The sequence below is a fragment of the Tardiphaga sp. genome (assembly GCF_028290785.1).
Classification (GTDB): domain Bacteria; phylum Pseudomonadota; class Alphaproteobacteria; order Rhizobiales; family Xanthobacteraceae; genus Tardiphaga.
Map to the genome: position 1 here is coordinate 1 of NZ_JAQGJD010000081.1, position 5,645 is coordinate 5,645.

Here is a 5,645-nt window from a genome sequence, read left to right on the forward strand (position 1 = left end):
GGTTTCACCTCGACCCCGTCACCGGCGACCTCGTCGGCCGCAGCGATTCCGGCCGCCGCGCCTACCGCTGGCTGTACAACGGTCTGCACAGTCTGGATTTCCCGTGGCTGATTGCGTACCGGCCGGCGTGGGACATCGTGGTCTGGCTGCTGTCGCTCCTGGGGATGACGATCTCGGCCAGCGGCGTGGTGATCGGCTGGCGATATTTGAAAAAGTAGCGTTGCCGTATGGTGGGTTAGGCGCTCTCCGCGCCGCAACCCACCATCTTGATGGACCCGATAGACGGTGGGTTACGCGCTTCGCGCTAACCTACCCTACGCCACTCCGCTTACGCCACCTGCGGGCGGTTCTGCCGGATCGGCGCCGGCGGGATCATGCCGATCAGCGACTTCCGGTCGGCGACCGCGTTGTGGAATTGCTCGAGCGCGATGTTGAACGCGGTCAGCGTGCCTTCTTCGATGGCGCCGTGTTCGAAGCAGTTCAGCGTGTCGCGCAGGATGGTGTCGGCCTCGGCCTGCATCTGGTCGAGTTCCTCGAGCGACTCGCTGTGCCGCGCCAGCGCCAGCATGTCGAGCAGCCGGTCGCGCTGCGAGGCGTTGCTGGTGCGCTCGTCCTTCTTCAGGTAGCTGGCGAACCAGGCGCCGGCCGAGCCCATCGCCGACAGGCCCATCAGGCTCCACCAGATGTAGTCGCTGTAGCGATCGAGAAAGGTCTTCTCCTCGCCATCGACATAGGCGGCGGCGCCGGGATGCACCGGGATCACCGCGTCCTTGTCGGTATCCGGCGTCTCGATCTTCGCCGCCAGCGGGAAGTCGGTGATGAGCTGCTGGCGGATGGAGAACAGTTGCCGTGTGAACGCCGCCACCGTCGCCTCCGTCAGCCCCTGCCGGGCGACGATATAGTGCGAGAAGCTGATGGTCTTGACGTCGTCATCCGGCCGCGCCGGCGAGCCGCCGAATACCCCGGCGGGAATTTCAGAGGCCTCGTACATCGGAAAATTCTGCGCGATTGCCTCGGCGGAATCGATGGCGAGGAAGGTCGGCACGCCGCCTTCGCGCGACGACGCGGTGATGGCGTCGGCGGTGATCTTGCTGTTGACCGGACCGGCAGCCAGGAACGCATCGACCTTCTGGTCCTTGACCGCCTCCGCCACCTCGGTGGTGGAGAACTGCACCGTGGTCACCTTGGCGGGATCGACGCCGTATTGCCGCAGGATGATGTTGAGCAGGTTGATATTGGCCTGGGTGCGGCCGATCACGCCGATACGCTTGCCGGCCAGTTGTGCGATCTTGGTGATCTTCGGGCCGGACTTCTTGCCCTTGGCCGCCGCCGGCACCCACATCACCACGACGTTCTTGCGCAAGGTGGCGACGGCGCGGGCGTTCTTCGGCACATCGAGATCGCCGCGGATGATGGCGAGATCGACCTTGCCGTCGGCGAGCGCCTTGGCGCTGGCTGTGGCGCCCTCGGTCAGGATCGGCCGCAAGCGTACGGCATTGTGGTCGCGTGAAAACGCCTGCACCAGCGCCTGCACCACCTTGACGTCGTCGCTGTTGGCCGGCCCGACCGCGACCCGCAGCGGCACCGGCTTCATGGCGAAGTAATAAGCGCCCGCCACCGCGGCGACGATCGCCAGCGCGCCGGCCACCACGATCAGGGTCATCTTGCGCCGCGCCGAACGTGGCGACGGCGGCCCGGCCGGGCTGACCACGTCAGGGCCGTCGGCAATCGATCTGGAAAACAACCGTTTGAGGTTCAAATGCGTTTCGCCAGTTCAAAGAAATCGACAATGCAGCAAAGTAGCAAAGTTTCCGGATCGCGCGCGGTTCCCGCCTCGGCATGGTTACCGCCACATCTGGTAAATAGACCGTGCGCCGGGTTTGCTGCCTTATTGTGGCATGGATCCGAACCCTGTCGAGAAGTGTTAGGGTAAAGTTCAAGTGAGCAGGAGAAGGATATGGCAGAGCGACTATCGGCCGCTGCACGCACCGCGGCGCTGCAGGCGTTAACCGGCTGGAGCGAGGTATCCGGCCGCGATGCCATTGCCAGAACCTTCAGCTTCAAGGATTTCAACGAGGCATTCGGCTTCATGGCGCGGGTCGCGCTGGTCGCCGAAAAGCGCGACCACCATCCGGAATGGCGCAATGTTTACAAGACGGTGGAAGTGGTGCTGGCGACCCACGACGCCGACGGTGTGACCGCGCTGGACGTGGAGCTGGCCAAGGCGATGAACAAGATCGCCGCGCAGTTCGGCGTTAGCTGACCGGCCGGCCGCTTGCAGGGGCGTTTATGGATACCAATTTATCAACGGGCCGCACATCGCGGCCGGGAGAGATCCGGATGGCATCCGAACACAGCGTGGGTTTCGAGCCGGCCGACCGACTGGCGCAGGACCGCGAAAGCGTCCGCCGGCAGTTCTGGCGCAAGCTGAAGCGGCTGGCGGTCCGGCTGCCGTTCGCCGAAGACCTGCTCGCGGCCTATTACTGCGCGTTCGACCGCCAGACCCCGCGCCATGTGCAGGCCGCGCTGCTCGGTGCCATCGCCTATTTCGTGCTGCCGTTCGACTTTGTTCCCGACATGCTGCCGGTGCTCGGCTTTACCGACGACGCCGCGATCCTGGCGACCGCGTTGCGCATGGTCGCCAGCCACATCACCCCGGAGCACCGCGACGCGGCGCGGGCGGCGATGGCGCGCGGGCTGGACAAGACCGACGTTGAGACTTGATCTGCCGCAACGCGGGCGGCGGAACTTCAAGCTAACTGATCCATTGGTGCACACAGCCGTTTGAGCGATCGCGCGCCCGGCCCTTCCCACCATGGAGAATTCAATGATCCTTCCAACGGACACCATCGTTGCTGTCGCCGACGGCGAAAAGCTCCATCTGTTCCGCAACACCGGCACCGAGACCGAGATGAGTCTTGTCGCGGCGGCCGATCAGGACGTCGAACCGGTTGCGGGCATGGGCGGAAGCAACAGCAGTGCGGGAAATCCTGACGAGAGCCGCGTCGAGGAAGCCGGTTTTGCCACCGGCATCGTGGATATGTTGAACAAGCGCGTGCTGGCCGGCAAGTTCAGCAACATCGTGATCATCGCCGCGCCGAAGACGCTCGGCGAGATGCGCAAGCACTATCACAAGAAGCTGGAAGAAGCTTTGGTCGGCGAGATCGCCAAGGACCTCACGGGGCATCCGATCGCCGATATCGAGAAGACGATTCTGGCGGCGTAATTATACTCTGCCGCAAACTCCACGGCCGTAATCCTGAGGCGCTCGCCCTCAGGCGGAGCACTTGCTCCGCCGCCAAGGGCGAGCCTCGAAGGATGCGGCGGCGAGCTGTGGCGCTTGCGGCGCATCCTTCGAGGCTCCGCGCAAATGCGCGGCTCCTCAGGATGACGACAGAGTGTCGGGCGCGCCTCCACTAAGGCTTCAGGATCACCTTGCCCATCGCCTTCCGCCCGCCGAGCACTTTCAGCGCTTCCGCCGTCTGCGCCAGCGGGAAAGTGCGATCGACGTGCGAGGAGATTTTGCCCTCCGCGGCCCAGCCCACCAGCTTTTCCAGATTGGCGCGGTTCTTCGCCGGGTTCTTCTTCGCCCACGCGCCCCAGAACACGCCGCGGATGTCGCAGCCCTTCAGCAGCGCCAGATTGAGCGGCATCTTGGGAATATCGCCGGCGGCAAAACCGATCACCAGGAAACGGCCTTCCCACGCGATCGCGCGCAATGCAGCTTCCGCATATTTACCACCGACCGGATCGAAGATGATATTGGCGCCTTCGCCCGCGGTGATGCGCTTGAGGCCTTCTTTCAGATCTTCCGTCGCGTAGTTCAGGCCGAGTTCCGCGCCGTGCTGCTTGGCGAATTCGATCTTCTCGTCCGACGACGCGCAGGCGATCACCTTCAAACCCATCAGCGCGCCCAGCTCGCAGGCCGCAAGCCCGGTGCCGCCGGCGGCGCCGAGCACCGCCAGGGTCTCGCCCGGCTTCGGGGAGGCGCGGTCTTCCAGCGCATGCAGCGCGGTGCCGTAGGTGATGATGCAGCCGGCGGCGCGGTCGAAATCCAGATTGTCGGGAATCTTCACCACCGACGCGGCCGGCACCGCGATTTTGTCGCGCGCGCCGTTATGGCCGACCGAGGCCACCACGCGATCGCCCACCTTGAGGCCGGAGACCTCGCGGCCGACGCTCTCGACGACGCCGGCGACTTCGGCCGCGGGCGAGAACGGAAACGGCGGCTTGATCTGATACTTGCCCTGGATCATCAGGATGTCGAAGAAATTCAGCGCCGCGGACTTGATCGCGATCACCACCTGAGTGGGTTCAGCGACGGGATCCGCGATGTCGGCGAGCACGAGATCGTCGGGTTCGCAGAACTGCGAGCAGAGAATGGCTTTCATCGAGATCTGGCCTTCTGATTGAGACAGTTGATGCTTATTGCCGGATTTCGCCAGCTCCGACAATCACGATTCGCGACAGGCCCCTCCCCGTCATTGCGAGGTCAAGGAAAGCCAACTGGCTTTCCCATTAGCCACTTGGCGACGCGGCAATCCAGAAAGCCGCACGCGCGTAAAGAACCGGATTGCTTCGTCGCCAAGTGGCTCCTCGCAATGACGACGGAAGCGCGGCCTTTCCAAATTTCCGATTCCCGTTTATTGCGGGATGTGGAGACGGCGCATGAGCGAGCCATCTTCCAGTCACAATATTGAGGGATCGAGACTTGATGTCCGTGCGGCGAATCCTGACAGTTGTGTCGATGAGTGTAGCGATGTGCGCGGCTTCCGGCCTCGCGCAGGCGCAGAGCCCGGCGTCGAAAGGCGCCAAATCTTCGCCAACATCGGCGGCGGCGCCGAAGCCCGCCGCGCCCGCTGCCAAGCCGGCGCCCGCCGCCAAGCCCACCGCGGCTCCCGCGGCAGCTTCCAGCGGCAATGCGGAACCGACTTTGGTCGGCCAGTTCGGCACCTGGGGCGCCTACACCGCGACCCCGAACGGCAAGAAGGTCTGCTTCGCGCTGGCCAAGCCGTCGTCGTCGAAAACCACCCCGCCCGGCCGGCCGCGCGATCCGGCCTATGCGTTCGTCTCCACCCGGCCCGCCGAGAAGGTGGTCAACGAAGTCTCGATCATGATCGGCTACCCGTTGAAGCCCGGCTCGGAATCCACCCTGGAAGTGGGCGGTGCGCGCTACGCCATGTACACCCAGGGCGACGGCCTGTGGATCAAGAACGCCGCCGAGGAAGAACGCATGGTCGATGCCATGCGCAAGGCCGGGGACGTCACCGTGAAAGGCGTCTCCGCCAAGGGCACCGAGACCTCGGACACCTTCTCGCTGAAGGGCCTGGCCCAGGCGCTGGACCGGCTGGCGCAGGACTGCCGGCGGTAAGCTCACTTGTCCCGGGCGCGGTGCAATGCGCCTCCGCAGGAGGCGTAGTGCGCCGCAGAACCGGGACCGCCAAAAACGCCGGTGTCTGGTACGGTCCCGGCTTTGCGAAGCAGCACTTCGTGCTGCATCGCGTCCGGGACAAGTGCCAAATCCGCGCTAAATCCTTGCCGCCGTAAATATTGCCGCATTTAGCGCCTTTGCAGGTGGCGCCTAAAAGCCTATTTGAGGCTGACATTACCGCGACATCATATATCGACGCCATGACCCCTGATGA

Annotated in this window: 5 protein-coding genes and 2 pseudogenes; 5 read left to right on the forward strand and 2 right to left on the reverse strand. The window is 64.3% G+C overall.

The genetic code is table 11. The annotated features are described in order from the left end of the window. A pseudogene (locus JWR89_RS04615) lies at positions 1-218 on the forward strand (PepSY domain-containing protein); the annotation flags it as partial. Between the two features lie 110 nt (positions 219-328). Here JWR89_RS04615 and JWR89_RS04620 read toward each other — a convergent pair. Next, positions 329-1,663: a TAXI family TRAP transporter solute-binding subunit gene (locus tag JWR89_RS04620; protein WP_299712315.1), complete on the reverse strand. Its 1,335-nt coding sequence runs from the start codon at positions 1,661-1,663 to the stop codon at positions 329-331. Positions 1,664-1,954: 291 nt separating this feature from the next. Here JWR89_RS04620 and JWR89_RS04625 point away from each other — a divergent pair. The 3 genes and pseudogenes from JWR89_RS04625 to JWR89_RS04635 form a co-directional block, all read left to right on the forward strand. Further along, positions 1,955-2,263: pseudogene (locus JWR89_RS04625) on the forward strand (4a-hydroxytetrahydrobiopterin dehydratase); the annotation flags it as partial. Positions 2,264-2,340: 77 nt separating this feature from the next. Next, positions 2,341-2,724, forward strand: coding sequence for a YkvA family protein (locus JWR89_RS04630; RefSeq protein ID WP_299712304.1), 384 nt, complete (start codon positions 2,341-2,343; stop codon positions 2,722-2,724). Between the two features lie 103 nt (positions 2,725-2,827). Next, positions 2,828-3,226, forward strand: coding sequence for a host attachment protein (locus JWR89_RS04635; protein ID WP_299712307.1), 399 nt, complete (start codon positions 2,828-2,830; stop codon positions 3,224-3,226). 190 nt (positions 3,227-3,416) lie between these two features. Here JWR89_RS04635 and JWR89_RS04640 read toward each other — a convergent pair whose 3' ends face one another. After that, positions 3,417-4,391 carry an NADPH:quinone oxidoreductase family protein gene (locus tag JWR89_RS04640; protein ID WP_299712309.1) on the reverse strand — a complete coding sequence of 325 codons (975 nt, stop codon included), beginning with the start codon at positions 4,389-4,391 and terminating at the stop codon, positions 3,417-3,419. A 323-nt stretch (positions 4,392-4,714) separates the two neighbouring features. Here JWR89_RS04640 and JWR89_RS04645 point away from each other — a divergent pair, with 323 nt between their 5' ends. After that, a complete protein-coding gene (locus tag JWR89_RS04645) occupies positions 4,715-5,371 on the forward strand; it encodes an invasion associated locus B family protein (protein WP_299712312.1) in 657 nt (218 codons plus the stop codon). Positions 5,372-5,645 lie beyond the last annotated feature (274 nt).

Coding starts and splice junctions, on each gene's coding strand:
- JWR89_RS04635 (WP_299712307.1), top strand. CDS start 2,828: ATGATCCTTCCAACGGACACCATCGTTGCTGTCGCCGACGGCGAAAAG.
- JWR89_RS04645 (WP_299712312.1), top strand. CDS start 4,715: ATGTCCGTGCGGCGAATCCTGACAGTTGTGTCGATGAGTGTAGCGATG.
- JWR89_RS04620 (WP_299712315.1), bottom strand. CDS start 1,663: ATGACCCTGATCGTGGTGGCCGGCGCGCTGGCGATCGTCGCCGCGGTG.
- JWR89_RS04640 (WP_299712309.1), bottom strand. CDS start 4,391: ATGAAAGCCATTCTCTGCTCGCAGTTCTGCGAACCCGACGATCTCGTG.
- JWR89_RS04630 (WP_299712304.1), top strand. CDS start 2,341: ATGGCATCCGAACACAGCGTGGGTTTCGAGCCGGCCGACCGACTGGCG.